Raw genomic sequence first — 15858 nt, forward strand, 5'->3', positions numbered from 1 at the left:
CTCAGCCGCGGGCGGCCGCGAGCTGCAGCACCGCCTCGGCGAGCGCCCGGGTGCCGGAGGCGACGTCCGCGGCGGAGACGTCCTCGTCCGGGTGGTGACTGATGCCGTCGGGGTTGCGCAGGAACAGCATGCCGACGTCGGCCACCGCGCCCAGGGCCATGGCGTCGTGGCCGGCTCGGCTGAAGATCGTGGCCGGGCCGTCGACGCCACGGTCCAGCGTGGAGACGATGCCCTCGCGCACGACGTCCTGCAGCAGGGGCGCGCAGAACACCGCGGGGGCGCTGTGGATCTCGCGGGCCCGCCAGCGCAGACCGCGGCGTCCCATGATCGTGTCGAGCTCGCGCTCGATCGCGCCCCACACACGGTCCCGATCGCCGTCGAGCTCGCCGCGCAGGTCGAGGCTGAGGTGCGCCTCACCGGGGACCACGTTCACGGCGCCCGGGTAGGTCTCGAGCTGTCCGACGGTGCCGATCATGTGGTGCTCGGCGCGGCAGATCCGTTCGACCGCCAGGGCGGCCTCGCTGGCTCCCAGCAGGGCGTCGCGACGGCGGTCGTACGGCGTGCCGCCGGCATGGCGCGCTTCCCCTTCCACGACGAGCTGGAACCGCCGTGCCGACGCGATCGAGGACACGACGGCGAGGGACTCGCCGCGTTCGTCGAGCTCCGGTCCCTGCTCGATGTGGGCCTCGAGGTAGCCGGCGAGCTCCTCGGGGCGGCGCGCCGCCTCCCCGACGCGGGCCGGGTCGAGGCCGAACCCGACGAACGCCTCGTGCAGCGTGACGCCGTCGTCGTCCGTCAACGACCACCAGTCGGGGTCCCAGGTCCCCGCGACGGCGGACGACCCGAGCAACGCCTTGCCGAAGCGGGTGCCCTCCTCGTCCGAGAAGGCCACGACCTCGAGCGCGAACGGCAGCGGGGACCGCCAACCCGTCCCGTCGGGGCAGGGCGCGCGCAGCATGCGCACGACCTCCAGCCCCATGAGCACGCCGACGATCCCGTCGTACCGCCCGGCGTCGGGCACGGTGTCGAGGTGCGAGCCGAGCATCAGCGCGGGCACGTCGGGATCCGGTGTCCCGGACGGGGTGACGCGGTCCAGCCGCCCGACCTGGTTGCCGGCGGCATCCTGGCGCGTGGTCATGCCGACCTCGCGCATCCACTGCGCGGCGAGCCGGTTCACGCGGGCGTGCTCCTCGGAGAGGTAGACACGTTCGATGCCGTCGTCCGTGGCGGTCACCCGTGCCAGCTCGTCGCAGCGGTCCATGACCCGCCGGGCGGCGGCGGCGACGGCGCCCGGGTCGGTCCGCAGCAGCGCGGCCATCACGCCCCCCGGTAGACGTCGGCGGCAGCCTCGGTCCCGCCCCCGGCGGGCACGGTGCACCCGAACCTGCGCAGCACCACCTCGAGCGCGGCCAGCGTGGTCAGGACCGCGGCCTGGCGGGCGTTGTAGCCCATGGTGCCGATGCGCCACACCCGCCCGTGCAGCGGGCCGAACGACGTGCCGATCTCGATGCCGAAGTCGGTCAGCATCGCCGCGCGGGCGGCGTCGCCCGGCACACCCTCGGGGATCTCGACGGCGACGACGTTGTGCATCTTGTGCGCGACGTCGCCGAACACGTCCAGCCCGAGGCCTCGCACGCCGGCGAGCATCGCGTCGCCGGCGAGCCGGTGCCGCTCGACGACGGCGTCACGCCCCTCGCCGACGACGACCCGGGCGCACTCGCGTGCCGCGTACAGCATGGAGGTGGCCTCGGTGTGGTGGTTGAGGCGGCGCGGGCCCCAGTAGTCGAGGATCATGCCGAGGTCGAAGTAGTTGGACCGCACGAAGTCGGTCGCGTCCGGGTCGCCCTCCTCGCGGATGCCGGCCTCGACGCGCTTGCGCGACTGCACGACCTCCACGGCCCGCGGCGACAGCGTGATCGGCGCGGAGCCCGAGGGCCCACCGAGGCACTTCTGCAGGCCGGCCGTGGCGGCGTCGAGCCCCCACGCGTCCGCCTCGAACGGGTTACCGCCCAGGGAAGCGGTCGCGTCGGAGTAGAACAGCACGCCGTGCCGGGCGCACAGCGCCCCGATCTCGTCGAGCGGCTGGTTCATCGTGGTCGACGTGTCGCCCTGGACGAGCGCGAGCAGCGTCGGGCGGACACGCCGGATCGCCTCCTCGATCATCGAGACGGGGAACACCTGCCCCCACGGCACCTCGATGGTGTGCACCTCGGCCATCGCGCGCTCGGCGACCTCGGCGAGCAGCAGCCCGAAACGGCCGAACACCGGCACGAGCACCCGGTCCCCCGGACGCACCAGCGAGACGACGGCGGCCTCGATCCCGGCGCGCGAGGTGCCGTCGACGAGCACGGTGGCGTCGTTCGTCGTGCCCCACACCTGGCGGTACAGCTCCTGCGTCTCGGCCATCGACGCGGTCATGAACGGGTCGTACTGGCCGACCAGCGGCGCCGACATCGCGCGCAGCACGCTGGGGTAGGCGGACACCGGCCCGGGCCCCATGAGGAGACGGGTCGGGGGATCGATCGGCCCGGGCAGACTCGATCCGGGCACGCTGGTACCGGTCATGCGGGGAGACCTCCGGTCGTGGTGGTGGTGGTGTCCGTGGCGGGGCCGAGGGCGCGGGCGAGGCGACGGGCCAGGCGGACGAGGGCGACGTCGGCCCCCGCACGCGCGACGAGACTCACGCCCACGGGGACGGCGCCGAGCGGCGAGATGACGGTGAGCAGGGGGACGGACAGGGCCGGCAGGCCGGCGACGGCCGCCGGAGTGGTCAGGCGCAGGGTCGCGGCGCGGACGGCATCGACCTGGTCGCCGCCGCCGGCACGCGACGGCGCCGGGCCCGGCACGGTGGGCAGGAGGAGGACCGCGTCCTCGACGATCCCGCGCAGCAGGTCGCCCCGGGGCGTCAGGGCCGCCCGGGCATCGGCCTCGTCCTCGGCCGTGATCCGGGCGGCGGCACGGAACCGTTCGGCCACGGCGGGTCCGAGCGCCCCCGGGTGCTCCTGGATCCACGGGCCGTGGTGACTCCACGCCTCGGCTCCCTGGACGGTGCGGAAGGCCGTCAGGTAGGCGTCGGGGTCCCCGATCGAGACGGTGCCGAGCTGCGGCGGCTCGGCGGTCTGCGCGAGCGTGTCGAGCATCTGCTCGAACGCCGCGCGGGTCTCCGGCTCCGCCAGCGCGAGCAGGTCGGTGGGCACGACGAACCGCCACGGCAGGTCGTGGCCGGAGTCGCCGTCCACGCTCTCGGCGGCCCGCGCTCCGGCATCGCCCAGGCACCAGTCGACGACCCGCTGCAGCGCATCGCCGTCGCGGGTGAGCCAGCCGACGGTGTCGAACGACGGCGCCAGCGGGAGCAGCCCCTGGCGTGGCACCAGGCCGTGCGTCGTGCGCAGCCCCCACAGGCCCTGGTAGGACGCCGGTACCCGCACCGATCCCGCGGTGTCGGTGGCCAGGCCGATCTCGGCCTGGCCGGTCGCGACGGCGGCTGCCGGCCCGCTGGAGGAGCCACCGGGCAGCGCACCGGGCAGCGCACCATGGGGCGGGGTGCCGTAGTGGGTGTTGTCGCCGGCGATCGAGTACGCGAACTCGTCGGTCCGCGCGATGCCGCGCACCACCGCGCCGCCGCGCAGCAGGTCGCTGACCGCAGGAGCCGTCGAGGTCTCCGGGCGGCGGCCGTCCAGGTAGGTGGGGTTGCCGGCGCCGACGGGGTGGCCCGCGATCGCGAAGAGGTCCTTGACCGCCACGGTCAGTCCGGCCAGCGGGCCGTCCGACGCGCCGGGGACGAGCGGGTCGCCGACGGTGCGCCAGATCCGCCGGTCGAGCGCCGCCGCCCGTGGGGTGACGTGCGCGGCCGTGATGCGCCAGGAGCCGTCCGTGCGCTCCCACACCTGCGTCTGCAGGCCGGTGCCGCCGGCGTCGTAGCGCGACACGGAGACCAGCAGGGCGACGTCGGGCCCCAGCTCGCGGTACTCGATGCGCTCGATGTGTCGTGGCGGCACTCCCCCACGGGTGCCGCGGAACGCGGAGATCGCCGCATGGCCCACGAGCAGCCCGGCGCCGTCGCCGCGCATCGTGGCCTCCCCGGGGGCGAAGGCGGCGCCGAGGTGGTCGAGGTCGTTCGCGACGACCGCCGCCTCGTAGCGCGTGAACGCCGCGAACAGGTCGGCCGGCACGGCGTCGGCGCCCATGGTGCCGTTCACGCCCCGCTCCCGTCGCTCGGGTCTCCGGAGCGGTCGGCATCGCCGACGGGCACGCCGTCGAAGTCGGACTCGCGGATGCGGGCGTGGACACCGCAGACGACGTCGACCACCTGGGAGATGTCGAAGTCGGTCGCCGCGCTGAGATACGCGTAGGCCAGGTGCTCGTCGAGGCCCCACCGCGCCCGTAGCAGCGCGATGGCGGCACGCACGGCCCGGCGCATCGCCTCGTCGAGGTCCTCGTCGAGCCCGGTGGGCACGAGGTAGCCGCCGGCGCGCGCCAGCGGCCCGGTGACCTCACCGAACTCCGCGAGCGCCTCCGCCCGCGGGACGACGTCGAACCGCAGCGTCGCGCGCAGCGACGCCTCGAGCGCGGTGAGCGCCACCTCGCCGTCGCCCTGGGCGAAGTGCGGGTCGCCGACGTAGACGAGCGCGCCGTCGACCTGCACCGGCAGGTAAAGCTCGGCGCCCTCGACGAGCAGGTTGATGTCGATGTTGCCGCCGTGCAGGCCGGGCGGCACGGAGTGCGGCCGTTCGTCGCCGGGCACGGCGACGCCCATGATCCCCAGGAACGGCGCGAGGGGGAACTCGACGTCCCGCGAGCCGCCCTCGGTCACGGGCAGCGTGCCGACGAGCCGTCCGTCGCGCGCGGCGACGGGACAGAACACGCTGACGTTGCCTGCCCCGCGCGGCAGCTCGCCCGCGAGCGCCCCCTTGCCGTGCCGGTTGGAGACGACGCCGTACGGCACCCGGGGTGCGAGACGTTCGACGGTGATGCGCAGCAGGTCGCCGGGCCGCGCGCCGGTGACGTGGACGGGGCCGGTGACGAGGTGCGGGCCGTCTCGGTCCGGGTCGCGGGCGAGCTCGGTGGCGATCGTGACGGCGTCGTCCAGCACGGCCTCCGGCGGCACGCCGTGGGCGGCGAAGTAGGCGCGTGGATCCTTGCCCTGGTCCTCGAGGAGGCCCTCGTGGCTCACGGTGTCGAGACAGACCGACTCGCCGGGCAGGATCGTCAGGACGGGGGCGTCGGCCGCGCAGGGCAGTCGTCCCCAGGTCACCGTGCGGGGTGTGGCGGGCAGGTAGTGGTCGCCGGGCCGCTCGCCGTGGCCGGGCTGCAGGATCGGTGTCGTCATGCCGCGACTCCCGTCCGCGCGGTGAGCAGCCGTCCGGCCGGCGGGCCGGTGACGCCGTGCGCGTCGGAGTACACCTGCTGCCCGCGCAGCCACGTGCGGCGGACGCGGCCGCGCAGCGCCCGGCCGTCGTAGGCGGTGATCGGGTTCTTGTGCAGCAGGGCGCGCGCGTCGACGACGAACCGGTCGTCGACGCCGAGCTCGGTCAGGTGGGCGGGCGCCCCGGGCACGATCGCTCCGAGGCCCTCGAGCCCCGCGACGCCCGCAGGCCCGGTGGTGAACCAGGGCACCACGGTCTCCAGGTCGATGCCGCGGGTGCGGGCCTCGGTCCACACGGCCGACAACCCGACCTGGAGACCGGAGATCCCGCCCCAGGCGAGCCCGAAGTCACCGCCGCCGGCCTGCTTGCGCTCCACGGTGGAGGGCGAGTGGTCGGAGACGACGGCGTCGATGGTCCCGTCCAGAAGACCCGCCCACAACAGGTCGCGGTTGGCGGTGTCGCGGATCGGCGGGCAGCACTTGAACTCGGAGGCGCCGTCGGGGATCTCCTCGGCCGTCAGGGTGAGGTAGTGCGGGCAGGTCTCCACGGTGAGGTCCACGCCGTCGGCCCGGGCGGCGCGGATCGCGGGCAGGGACCCCCCGTCGCTGAGGTGCAGGATGTGCGCGCGGGCACCGTGGCGGCGGGCGGCGGCGACGACGGCCGCGACGGCGGCGGCCTCGCTCGCCGGGGGCCGGGAGCGCAGGAACCCGTCGTAGGCGCGGCCGAGCGCGCCGTCGCCGTGGATCAGGGCCGGATCCTCGGCGTGCACGATGAGTCGCGAGCCGAGGCGCGCGACCTCGGCCATGGCCGCGTCGAGCGCTGCGAGGTCGAGGTGCCCGAACTCCGCCACGCCGGACGGGGCGAGGAAGCTCTTGAACCCGTAGACCCCGGCCTCGTGCAGCCCGGTGAGCGAGCCGAGGTTCTCGGGGACGGCGCCGCCCCAGAAGCCGACGTCGACGAGCGCGGCGGGAGCCGCCACGGCCTGCTTGGTCGCGAGCGCCGCGACCGTCGTGGTGGGCGGCAGCGAGTTGAGCGGCATGTCGACGATCGTGGTGACACCACCGGCGGCCGCGGCGGCGGTGGCCGTCCCGAACCCCTCCCACTCCGTGCGGCCCGGGTCGTTGACGTGCACGTGGGAGTCGACGAGCCCCGGCAGCAGCACGGCGTCGCCGGGCACGCGGAGCTCGTGCGCACCCGGCACGGCGGCCTCCTCGGAGAGCACGTCGACGATCCGACCGTCCTCCACGACCACCGCCGCGGGCCGGAACGCACCGCCGACGAAGGCCCTCTCGGCGCGGACGACCTGACGAGGTCCGGTCATGGCAGCGTTCGTGGCGACGTTCATAGGGCCACATCGTGCCGTGAAGTTATTGCTTAACTTCGGCGTCCGGGTTTCGAGCCGGTAACACCGCAGGCCCTGCACCCCCGGGAGAGGCCTCGACCGTGAGCCAGAGCGCGACCGCCACCACCCCGGTGTCGTTGACGACCCGGTGCGGGCGGGTGGCGGCGAACGACAGCGAGCCCCCCGGACCGAGGCGCACCGCACCGTCGGTGAACTCGAACACGAGCTCCCCGGCCACGACGTGACCGCTCTCGTACCCCGCGTGCACCAGCATCGAACCGTCGGCGCTCGACGACGAGCCGGGCGGGTACGTCGACTCGAACCAGGTCACTCCCCGCAGCGGCGCCGGCGAGAGCCTGCGATACGTGACCCCCTGCTCCAGCTGGGCCGGGGTCGTGTCCTCGCCGTGCGCGACGAGCACCCCGGGAAACGGCTCGGCCACCTGCGCACCGTCGTCGTCGGGTCGCCCCACGACCACCTCGACGTCGTCGAAGATGGCCGACATCGGCACCCCCAGCACGCCGACCAGCTCGACGAGGCGCGAGACCGACGGCTTCATCACCCCGGTCTCGATCTGGGACAGCGCGCTCGAGGAGATGCCCAGCTCCTGGGCCACCGAGGCCAGGGACCGGCCGGACGCGGTGCGCAACGCGCGCAACCGGGCACCGATCTGTCTCGGCAGGGGCGGGTCGTCCACGTGGCCTCCAGTCGTCACGGGTGCCGACATCGTAGGCATGGCCCGCGCCGTCAGTGACCACTTCACGAGATGGTGACACGGATGTCACCTCCCGCGTGATCGCCCCGGCTTCAATGAGGCCGTCGCCCGCACCCGACGAGAGGAGCAGTGTGCACATCGACGAGTTCGACCACCTGACGGCCACGGCAGCCCGGTCCGACGTGGCCGTGTGGGCAGCCGTGCCCACCTGGGTCGACGCCGTGGTCGCGGGCCGCCCGTACGGTTCGGTCCGCGCGCTGGCCGCGCACGCCGAGGAGCTCGCCGCCCGGTGGGGCCGGACCGAGCTCGACGCAGCCCTGGCCCACCACCCGCGCATCGGCGAGAAGCCTGCCGGGACCGGCGCGGAGGCCGCGGCGTCCCGCCGTGAGCAGGCGAGCATGGCTCACGCCGGCACGGACGTCGAGTCGCGGATGGCCGCCGGCAACCGGGCCTACGAGAAGCGGTTCGGGAGGGTCTTCCTCGTCCGGGCCGCAGGCCGCACGCCGGCCGAGATGCTCGCCGAGCTCACCCGCCGGCTCGAGAACGACGAGCCCACCGAGGTGGCCGAGGCCTGCGACCAGCTCGCCCAGATCGCCCTGCTGCGCCTGCGGGCCACCGTCAGCGACACCCCCGAAGCCTCCGAGGAGCACCCGTGAGCCACCTGACCACCCACGTGCTGGACACGACCGCCGGGGTCCCGGCGTCCGGCGTCGAGGTCGTGCTGACCGACTCCGGCGGACAGCACCTCGCGCACGCCACGACGGACGCCGACGGCCGCACGGGGCTCGGCCCCGAGCCGCTGCCGGCCGGGCGCTACACGCTGACCTTCGCCACCGGCCCGTACTTCGCCGAGCGCGACGTGGAGACGTTCTACCCCGAGGTGACCGTCACGTTCGTCGTCGCGGTCGCCGACGACGGCACGAGCCGGCACCACCACGTGCCGCTGCTGCTGAGCCCCTTCGCCTACTCCACCTATCGCGGGAGCTGACCACCGTGAAGATCATCGTCATCGGGGCCGGCGTCGCCGGGACGAGCGCAGGCATCGCCCTGCAGCGGCTCGGCCACGACGTCGTCGTGCACGACCGCATGCGCGAGAACAAGCCGGTCGGCGCGGCGCTGTCGCTGTGGTCCAACGGTGTCAAGGTGCTCAACTGGCTCGGTGTGGGCGGCCAGGTCGCCGCGCTCGGAGGCGCCATGGACGACATGGCGTACCTGGACGGGCCGTCCGGCGAGACCCTGTGCCGGTTCAGCCTGGCCCCGGTCACCGAGGCCACGGGGCAGCGGCCCTACCCCGTGGCGAGGGCCGACCTGCAGCAGCTGCTCATGGAGACGTTCGGCACCGAGAACATCCACCTGGGCAAGCAGCTGGTGGCGGTCGCCGACGACGGCGAGCAGGTCACCGCGACGTTCGCGGACGGCTCCACCGATACCGCCGACCTGCTCCTCGGCGCGGACGGTGCCCGGTCCGTGGTCCGCGACCACGTCACCGCCGCGACCGACGGCGGGGCGCGTCCCCGGCGCACGTACTCGGGCTACACCAACTACAACGGCCTGATCGCGGCGGACGCCGCCGTCGGCCCGCCGAACCAGTGGACGACGTACGTCGCCGAGGGCAAGCGTGCCGCCGTGATGCCCGTGGCCGACGATCGCTTCTACTTCTGGTTCGACGTGCCGCAACCGTCCGGGCTGCCGTACGGACCCGCCGACGGCACGAGCCCGCTCGTGGACGCGTTCGGGCACTGGGCCCCCGGCGTGCAGGCCCTCCTCGCGGCGATCGAGCCCGAACGGTCGCTCAACCGGGTCGAGATCTGGGACATCGACCCGTTCCACACGTGGGTCCGCGGCCGCGTCGCGCTGCTCGGCGACGCCGCGCACAACACCGCCCCCGACATCGGCCAGGGTGCCTGCCTGGCCCTCGAGGACACCTTCGCGCTCGCCATCAGCCTCGCCACGAACACCGTGAGCGTCGAGGACTCCCTGCGACGCTACGAGCGCAGCCGCACCGAACGGGCCGCCGACCTGGTGCAGCGGGCTCGCGCCCGCGGCCACGAGACCCACGGCTACGACCCCGCCCGGACCGCGAGCTGGTACGAGAGCCTGCGCGGCACCGACGGCACCGGCATCCTCCGCGGCATCATCGGGAACATCACCGGCAGCCCGGTCAACCTGGGCGTCGGCACCCTCTGACACCCACCGGTCCCGGACGGGACGGACGGGGTTCCCTGCGGAGCGGGGAGCCCCGTCCGTCACCGGGACTACTCGGGAGCAGGCGCCTCCACCCGCGCGGCCGGGTAGCGGATGCCCTCGACCATCTCCTGGACGTGCTCCGACGGTGGCGCGGTGAGCTTCGACACCACCACGGTGACGATGATGTTCACCAGCGCACCGATCGCACCGATGCCCTCGGGCGAGATGCCGAAGACGTGCTCGTGCGCCGACGTCCCGAACACGTCGAGCGTGTAGATCATGTACGACGCGGTGAACACCAGGCCGGAGATCATGCCGGACGCGGCACCGATCGCGTTGGCACGCTTCCAGAAGATCCCCAGCACGAGGATCGGGAAGAACGTCGACGCGGCCAGTCCGAACGCGAAGGCGACCACCTGGGCCACGTACGCCGGCGGGTTGATGCCGCCGTAGATGGCGACCACGACGGCGAGCCCCATGGCGATGCGGCCCACGAGCAGGCGCCGCGACTCCGAGGCCTCCTTCTTGACGACCCGGAAGTAGAGGTCGTGCGAGACGGAGGACGAGATGACCAGCAGCAGGCCGGCCGCCGTCGACATCGCGGCCGCCAGGCCACCGGCGGCGACCAGTCCGACGATCGGCGCGGGCAGCCCGGCGATCTCCGGCGTGGCCAGCACGAGGATGTCGTTGTTGACGATGAGGTCGGCACCCGACTCCGGGTCGTTGCTCAGCGAGGTGATCGTCGACGCGCTGTCGGAGACGGTGACCAGGCCGGTCGCGGCCCAGTTGTTCACCCAGGCAGGCAGGGAGGCGACGGCCACGCCGTCGACCGACTGCATGAGGTTGAGCTTGGTGAACGCGCCCACGGCCGGTGCCGTGGTGTACAGCAGACCGATGAAGAGAAGCGCCCAGAACGCGGAGAAGCGCGCCCCGCGCACCGACCTGGTCGTGTAGAACCGGATGATCACGTGCGGCAGGCCGGCGGTGCCGATCATCAGCGACATCGTCACGAGGAACACGTCGAGCTGCGGCCGGGCGGCGAACGCGTCGGTGTACTGCGACAGCCCGAACTGCTCGCTCAGCGCGTCGAGCTCGGCGAGGATCTGGCCGAACGTCACCTGTGGCACGGGGAAGCCCGTCATCTTCTGCGCGATGGTCCACGCCGGGATGAGGTAGGCGACGATCATCACGGTGTACTGGGCCACCTGGGTCCAGGTGATGCCCTTCATGCCACCCAGCACCGCGTACAGGAAGATGATGGCCGCGGCGACGGCCACGCCGCCCTCGATGGACAGGTTGAGGAAGCGGCTGAAGACGATGCCGCCACCGCGCATCTGCCCGACCACGTACGTGAAGGACACGATGATCGCGGCGACCGCGGCGATGAGCCGCACGTACTCCGAGTACCGGTCACCGACGAACTCCGGCACGGTGAACTTGCCCCACTTGCGCAGGTAGGGCGCCAGCAGCAGGGCCAGCAGCACGTAGCCGCCGGTCCAGCCCATGAGGTAGACCGAGCCGTCCGACCCCATGAAGGCGATGAGCCCTGCCATGGAGATGAACGACGCCGCGGACATCCAGTCCGCCGCGACGGCCGCACCGTTGGCGACGGCCGGGATGCCCTGGCCGGCCACGTAGAAACCCTTGGTCTCCTTGACGCGGCTGCGCCACGCGATGGAGAGGTAGATCGCGAACGACAGCCCGACGAAGACGAGGGACCAGACCTGGATCTCGCTCACAGCCGATTCCCCTCTCCGTCGCGCTCGGCGACGCCGTACTCGTCGTCGAGCCGGTCCATGCGCAGCGTGTACACCAGGATCAGGATGATGAAGGTGTAGATCGAGCCCTGCTGGGCGAACCACAGCCCGAGCGGGAAGCCGAGGATCACGATGTTGTTGAGCTGCTCGATCAGCAGGATCCCGCAGACGAACGAGACCACGAACCAGATGCTGAGCAGCACCACCATCAGCCGGAGGTTCTTCTTCCAGTACTCCTGCCGCCAGCCGTTCGCCGGCGGCGGCCCAGGATCTGGTGAGCTCTCGCGCACGCTATCGGTCATCGGACGCTCCCTTCATCGCGTTCACCCCGGGCGCCGTCGCCCGGAGAACGTCCCCGTACCGGTCGAGCGAATCGCACCGTTCGTGCTGCTCACAAGGTTTCGCCGCCCGACGGCGGGGACCGTCCCGCGAGCGGCTCCCCCCGCCCCGTGACCGGTGCGAAGCACCCTGGCGACCGTTCGCGGGGCGTGACGGACCGCTCGCCGGACGAACGGGACCGTTCGCCGACCCGCGGGGTCGCCGAGGGGCGGGCGCGCCTACAGTCGGTCCATGGCCTCGACGACGAGCACCCCCCTCGGCAACCTGCTCCGCGCAGGCGGCCGTGCCGGGAAGCCGCGCAAGCAGATCCTGCACCCCGGCAGCGTCGGGCTCCTGGTCGGCGCCCTGACCGTCATCGTCGGGAGCATGCTGCCCTGGGTGATCACGCCCGTCGGGACCATCAACGCCCTGGCTGGACCTGGCTGGTTGACCATGTGCGCCGGCTTCATCGCCGTCGCGGGCGCCCTGATCCCCCGGCGCTGGGTCGCCCTGTCGCACAGCTTCATGGCCGGCGGCACCGCCGCCTTCGTGGCGGGCTGGCAGCTCCTGCGGCTGGTGCAGGTCAGCGAGGCGACGGACGCCTGGGGGCAGGCGATGCCGGGCATCGGGCTGGTGATGACCGTCGGTGGCGCCGTGATCCTCCTGACCACCGGCGTCCGGCTGGTCCGGACGCCCGCCGTCGCGCCGTCGTCGTGAGCGGACGCCCGCCGAGCGGGGGGCCCGGGGCGGGTGCGGGACCCGACGCACCCCTGTCGGCAGGAGCCCAGGCTCCGTAAGGTGCTTGTCCATGGACGACGACGTCGACGCCCGGCACACGCCGGCAGAGGTGGACGCCACCTTCCGCACGCTCCGGCGTGTGGCCGTGGGCTACTTCGTCGTGTTCCTCCTGGGTGTCGCGGCCTTCCCGGTGCTCTCGCTGACGCTGGACTGGTGGTCGCAGGCCCGGCTCGTGGGCGGCATGAGCCCCGGGTTCCTCGTCGCGGCGTTCGGCCTCTACCTGTTCTTCGCCGTCCTCGGCATCGCGGTGTCGCGCCTGACCTCGGCGGTCGAGCACCGCATGCTCGACGACACGCGCGACGACGGCTTCCCTGTCACCCTCGAGCCGCCCGGCGAGGTCCCGTGACCGGACCGAGCGCGCTGACCCTCGCCGCGGTGCTCGTCCTGCTGACCGTGGTGGCCGTCGTCATGCGGCCGCGCGGCGCCTCGACCGTCGACTTCTACCTGGCCGGGCAGCGCGTCGGCGTGGCGACGAACGCCTGGGCCATCTGCGGGGACTACTTCTCGGCGGCGTCGTTCCTGGGGGTGGCCGCCGCCGTCTACGCCACCGGCCTCGACGGCGCCTGGTACGCCGTGGGGTTCGCCGCCGGGTTCGTGCCGGTGCTGCTCTTCGTCGCGGCGCCGCTGCGCCGGTTCGGCGAGTTCTCGATCCCGGACTTCCTCGGCCGACGGCTCGGCTCGGAGAAGGTCCGGCTGGTGGCCGTCGGCGTGGTCCAGCTCGTCATCCTGTCCTACCTCGTGCCGCAGGCCGTGGGATCGGGCATCACGTGGGAGCTGCTCGTGGGTTCCGGCCTCCTCGGGCTCTCGCCGTACGCCACCGGGATCCTCGTCTCCACGGCGGTGGTCACCGGCCTGGTCGCGTTCGGCGGCATGCGCGGCACCACCTGGACGCAGGCGGTGCAGTTCCTGCTCCTGCTCGGCGCGCTCGTCTGGCTCGCCGCCACCGTGCTGGGCGAGGGCTTCCACTACGGCGACGCCGTCGCCGACCTCTCGACGGAACCCCTGGTCAACCCGGCGGACGACGGCGGCCTGGCCACCGAGCAGAACGCCCTGCACCCCGGCGACGCCGCCGTCTTCGGCCAGCCGGGCGCCCGCTACGGCGGTCTCGGACAGTTCGCCCTCATCGTGACCCTGGCGATGGGCACCGCCGGGCTGCCGCACGTCATGAACCGCTACTTCACGTCCCCGACCGGCGCCGCCGCCCGCACCACCACCGTGTGGGTGCTGTGCCTGGCCGGAGTCTTCTACTCCCTGGCGGTCATGCTCGGCACGGCGGCACGCGAGATCGTGCCGGCCGCCGTCGCGGACCACCCGTGGCTCGCCGAGCTCACGGTGGACGGGGTGCTGCGCGTCCCGGAGCACGCGCTGCCGGTGCTGGGCCGGATCTACGGCGGCGACGCCGGCCTCGGCGTGGTCGCCGCCGGTGCGCTCATCGCGGTGATGTCGACCATCGCGGGGCTGCTGCTCGCCGCCGCGGCGTCGTGGGGGCACGACGTCTACGAGCGGCACATCAACCCCCGGGCCACCCAGCGCCAGGCGGTCCTCGCCGGCCGGATCACCACGCTGGTCACGGCGTGCGCCGCCGCCTGCCTGGGACTGGCGCTGCGTCCCGAGACCTTCGCCGCCGCCACACCCTCGATCGTCGCGACCATGGTGACGTGGGCCTTCGCGGTGGCCGGGTCGGCCCTGACGCCGGTCTTCCTGCTCGCGATCTGGTGGCCCCGCACGACGGCCCGGGGGGCGGTCGCCGGCATGATCACCGGCATGGTCGTCGCGGTGGCGATGTTCACCGCCGGTCTGTCCGCAGACGGCGGGCTGCTGCGCGACGCGCTGGTCACCCCGACGCTCGTCGCGGCCCCGCTGGCCGCCGCCGTCACCGTGCTGGTCTCGCGGCGCACCACGCCGCCGCCGGACGTGGAGAAGTCGTGGCTGATCATGCACGGCACGGCCGCCGACCGGCACGCCGAGCGCCTGGCGCGGCTCGTCGTGGCGGAGAACCGGCGGCGACGTGCCGCCCGGAGGACACGGCGTGCGCGGGGGTAGCGCGCTGCTGGCCGGTGTCCTGGTCGCGGCCTGGGCAGCGGTGTACCTGATCACGCAGGTGCTGGTCGCTCCCCCGCTCGGGGTGCTGCCGACCCTGGCGTCGGGTCTGGTGGTGAGCACCGTCGTCGTGCTCGGCTACCCGTCCGCGCTGCGCGGACCGCGGGGCGGCCCGCTCGGCGGCTCCGCCGCCCGCGCGAGGTCGTGGCCCCCCGCCCGCCGGCCCAGGGACCCGCGGGGCATGCGCGACGGGCTGACCATCGCGGCCGCCGGCCGGTCGATGCCGCTGCGCAACGGGCTCACGCCCGACGCCGCCCGCCGCACCGCCCAGCTCATCCGGCCGCTGCTCGGCGGCGACGCCATCGCGATCACCGACACCGAGCAGGTGCTCGCGTTCGTCGGGCCCGGGTCCGACCACCACCACGTGGGCGGCACGCTGCAGACCCGGGTGTCCCGGCTGGCCCTCGGCAAGAAGCGCACCGTCGTCGTGCACGCCCGCGACGGGATCGGCTGCCCGGAGCCGGGCTGCCCGCTGCGCACCGCCGTCGTCGCGCCGCTGGCCGTGGCCGACCGCGTGGTGGGCACCCTGAAGGTCTACCGGGTGCACGACGAACCGGCGCCGCGCGTGCTCGTCGACGACATGGCCTCGATGCTCTCCCTGCACCTGGAGCTGGCCGAGATGGACCGCGAGCGCCACCTCGCCTCCGACGCCAAGCTCGACGCCCTGCGTGCGCAGATCAACCCGCACTTCCTGTTCAACATCCTCAACACGATCGCGTCGAAGTCACGCACCGATCCCGACGAGTCCCGTCAGCTGCTGCTGCGGCTGAGCGACTTCTTCCGCTACGCGGTGCGTCAGGACGGTCACTTCGCGGAGTTCAGCCAGGAGTACTTCTTCGTGCGGACGTACGTCTCGCTGGAGCAGGCCCGGTTCGGCGACCGGCTGCGGGTGCGGTACGACCTGGACCCGCAGGTGCTCACGTCACGGGTGCCCGTGCTGGTCATCCAGCCCCTCGTGGAGAACGCGATCAAGCACGGGATCGCGGACTCGGTCACGGGCGGGACGGTGCACCTGCGCGCCCGGGTGGACCCGTTGACGCGGACCACGTCGATCCGGGTGAGCGACGACGGCGCCGGCATGGCCCCCGAGGTCCTGGACCGTCTGCTGGCCGGCAAGCGCCCGGGCACCGCCGGCCCGCAGCACTCGGGCGTCGGGCTGTGGAACATCTCCCAGCGGCTCGACTCGCTGTTCGGCGACCGCTACTCGTTCGACGTCGCCTCGACCCCGGGGAAGGGCACCACCGTGGACCTGCAGATCCCGCTAAGGTGACGCCC

The 15858-nt window shown here is 73.4% G+C and carries 15 protein-coding genes; 7 read left to right on the plus strand and 8 right to left on the minus strand.

The window, feature by feature from the left end:
• Window position 1: 1 nt before the first annotated feature.
• From BCL65_RS07275 to BCL65_RS07300, 6 genes are read right to left on the minus strand one after another with little or no spacing between them, the layout of a single operon-like run.
• Window positions 2-1318 carry a Zn-dependent hydrolase gene (locus BCL65_RS07275; protein WP_106266613.1) on the minus strand — a complete coding sequence of 439 codons (1317 nt, stop codon included), beginning with the start codon at window positions 1316-1318 and terminating at the stop codon, window positions 2-4.
• Window positions 1318-2565, minus strand: coding sequence for a pyridoxal-phosphate-dependent aminotransferase family protein (locus tag BCL65_RS07280; protein ID WP_106266614.1), 1248 nt, complete (start codon window positions 2563-2565; stop codon window positions 1318-1320). The genes BCL65_RS07275 and BCL65_RS07280 overlap by 1 nt, the downstream gene beginning before the upstream one ends.
• Complete coding sequence (locus BCL65_RS07285; RefSeq protein ID WP_243400874.1) at window positions 2562-4199, minus strand: AtzH-like domain-containing protein; 1638 nt, start codon at window positions 4197-4199, stop codon at window positions 2562-2564. The genes BCL65_RS07280 and BCL65_RS07285 overlap by 4 nt, the downstream gene beginning before the upstream one ends.
• Window positions 4196-5329: an acetamidase/formamidase family protein gene (locus BCL65_RS07290; RefSeq protein WP_106266616.1), complete on the minus strand. Its 1134-nt coding sequence runs from the start codon at window positions 5327-5329 to the stop codon at window positions 4196-4198. The genes BCL65_RS07285 and BCL65_RS07290 overlap by 4 nt, the downstream gene beginning before the upstream one ends.
• Window positions 5326-6687 carry an allantoinase AllB gene (allB, locus tag BCL65_RS07295; RefSeq protein WP_106266940.1) on the minus strand — a complete coding sequence of 454 codons (1362 nt, stop codon included), beginning with the start codon at window positions 6685-6687 and terminating at the stop codon, window positions 5326-5328. The genes BCL65_RS07290 and allB overlap by 4 nt, the downstream gene beginning before the upstream one ends.
• A 46-nt stretch (window positions 6688-6733) precedes the next feature.
• Window positions 6734-7423 (minus strand): helix-turn-helix domain-containing protein, encoded by a 690-nt coding sequence (locus BCL65_RS07300; RefSeq protein ID WP_165799967.1) that lies wholly within the window; start codon window positions 7421-7423, stop codon window positions 6734-6736.
• Window positions 7424-7554: 131 nt separating this feature from the next.
• Here BCL65_RS07300 and uraD point away from each other — a divergent pair, with 131 nt between their 5' ends.
• The 3 genes from uraD to hpxO are packed head-to-tail and all read left to right on the plus strand — an operon-like array spanning window position 7555 to window position 9610.
• On the plus strand, window positions 7555-8079 hold the full coding sequence (uraD, locus tag BCL65_RS07305; RefSeq protein ID WP_243400869.1) for a 2-oxo-4-hydroxy-4-carboxy-5-ureidoimidazoline decarboxylase: 525 nt from the start codon (window positions 7555-7557) through the stop codon (window positions 8077-8079).
• Window positions 8076-8411, plus strand: coding sequence for a hydroxyisourate hydrolase (gene uraH / locus BCL65_RS07310; protein ID WP_106266622.1), 336 nt, complete (start codon window positions 8076-8078; stop codon window positions 8409-8411). Before uraD ends, uraH begins: the two co-directional genes overlap by 4 nt.
• A 5-nt stretch (window positions 8412-8416) precedes the next feature.
• Window positions 8417-9610 carry an FAD-dependent urate hydroxylase HpxO gene (gene hpxO, locus BCL65_RS07315; RefSeq protein ID WP_106266624.1) on the plus strand — a complete coding sequence of 398 codons (1194 nt, stop codon included), beginning with the start codon at window positions 8417-8419 and terminating at the stop codon, window positions 9608-9610.
• 68 nt (window positions 9611-9678) lie between these two features.
• Here the strand turns inward: hpxO and BCL65_RS07320 are convergent, their stop codons facing one another.
• Together BCL65_RS07320 and BCL65_RS07325 are read right to left on the minus strand one after the other, a co-directional pair.
• Window positions 9679-11349: a sodium:solute symporter family protein gene (locus BCL65_RS07320; RefSeq protein ID WP_106266626.1), complete on the minus strand. Its 1671-nt coding sequence runs from the start codon at window positions 11347-11349 to the stop codon at window positions 9679-9681.
• Window positions 11346-11669, minus strand: coding sequence for a DUF4212 domain-containing protein (locus tag BCL65_RS07325; RefSeq protein ID WP_106266628.1), 324 nt, complete (start codon window positions 11667-11669; stop codon window positions 11346-11348). Before BCL65_RS07325 ends, BCL65_RS07320 begins: the two co-directional genes overlap by 4 nt.
• 268 nt (window positions 11670-11937) lie before the next feature.
• Between BCL65_RS07325 and BCL65_RS07330 the strand changes: the two genes are divergently transcribed.
• From BCL65_RS07330 to BCL65_RS07345, 4 genes are all read left to right on the plus strand, one after another.
• Complete coding sequence (locus tag BCL65_RS07330; RefSeq protein ID WP_243400868.1) at window positions 11938-12402, plus strand: hypothetical protein; 465 nt, start codon at window positions 11938-11940, stop codon at window positions 12400-12402.
• Window positions 12403-12493: 91 nt separating this feature from the next.
• Complete coding sequence (locus BCL65_RS07335) at window positions 12494-12829, plus strand: hypothetical protein (protein ID WP_106266630.1); 336 nt, start codon at window positions 12494-12496, stop codon at window positions 12827-12829.
• Complete coding sequence (locus tag BCL65_RS07340; RefSeq protein ID WP_106266632.1) at window positions 12826-14526, plus strand: sodium/solute symporter; 1701 nt, start codon at window positions 12826-12828, stop codon at window positions 14524-14526. Before BCL65_RS07335 ends, BCL65_RS07340 begins: the two co-directional genes overlap by 4 nt.
• A complete protein-coding gene (locus tag BCL65_RS07345; protein WP_106266634.1) occupies window positions 14513-15853 on the plus strand; it encodes a histidine kinase in 1341 nt (446 codons plus the stop codon). The genes BCL65_RS07340 and BCL65_RS07345 overlap by 14 nt, the downstream gene beginning before the upstream one ends.
• Window positions 15854-15858: the final 5 nt, after the last annotated feature.

It is taken from the genome of Isoptericola halotolerans, assembly GCF_003003075.1.
Classification (GTDB): Bacteria; Actinomycetota; Actinomycetes; order Actinomycetales; family Cellulomonadaceae; genus Isoptericola; species Isoptericola halotolerans_A.